Consider the following 237-nt stretch of genomic DNA (forward strand, 5'->3'; position numbering starts at 1 on the left):
GTCGCCCGCTTCCTGAAAGAGCTCGTGAGATGGCGACGCTGTTGCGCGACGGAGCCAGGCTGCGCATTACCGACACGGGCGGGGGTCGTTCGGTCGTCTTCCAGCACGGCCTGGGCGGCGGCGGAGCGCAGGCCGCGCAGACATGTTCCGCTGGCTTCCGGCGCATCACGCTCGAATGCCGCGGGCATGGCGGCTCCGGGCTCGGGGGTCCGCCGACCATCTCGTTCCGAATGTTCC

General features: G+C 70.0%; 1 pseudogene. It reads left to right on the forward strand.

Going from position 1 to position 237, the window contains the following annotated elements:
* Positions 1-29: 29 nt before the first annotated feature.
* Positions 30-237 (forward strand): annotated as a pseudogene (locus KVT37_RS32870) (alpha/beta hydrolase); the annotation flags it as partial.

The sequence above is a fragment of the Mesorhizobium sp. GbtcB19 genome (assembly GCF_019091085.1).
Lineage (GTDB): Bacteria > Pseudomonadota > Alphaproteobacteria > Rhizobiales > Rhizobiaceae > Mesorhizobium.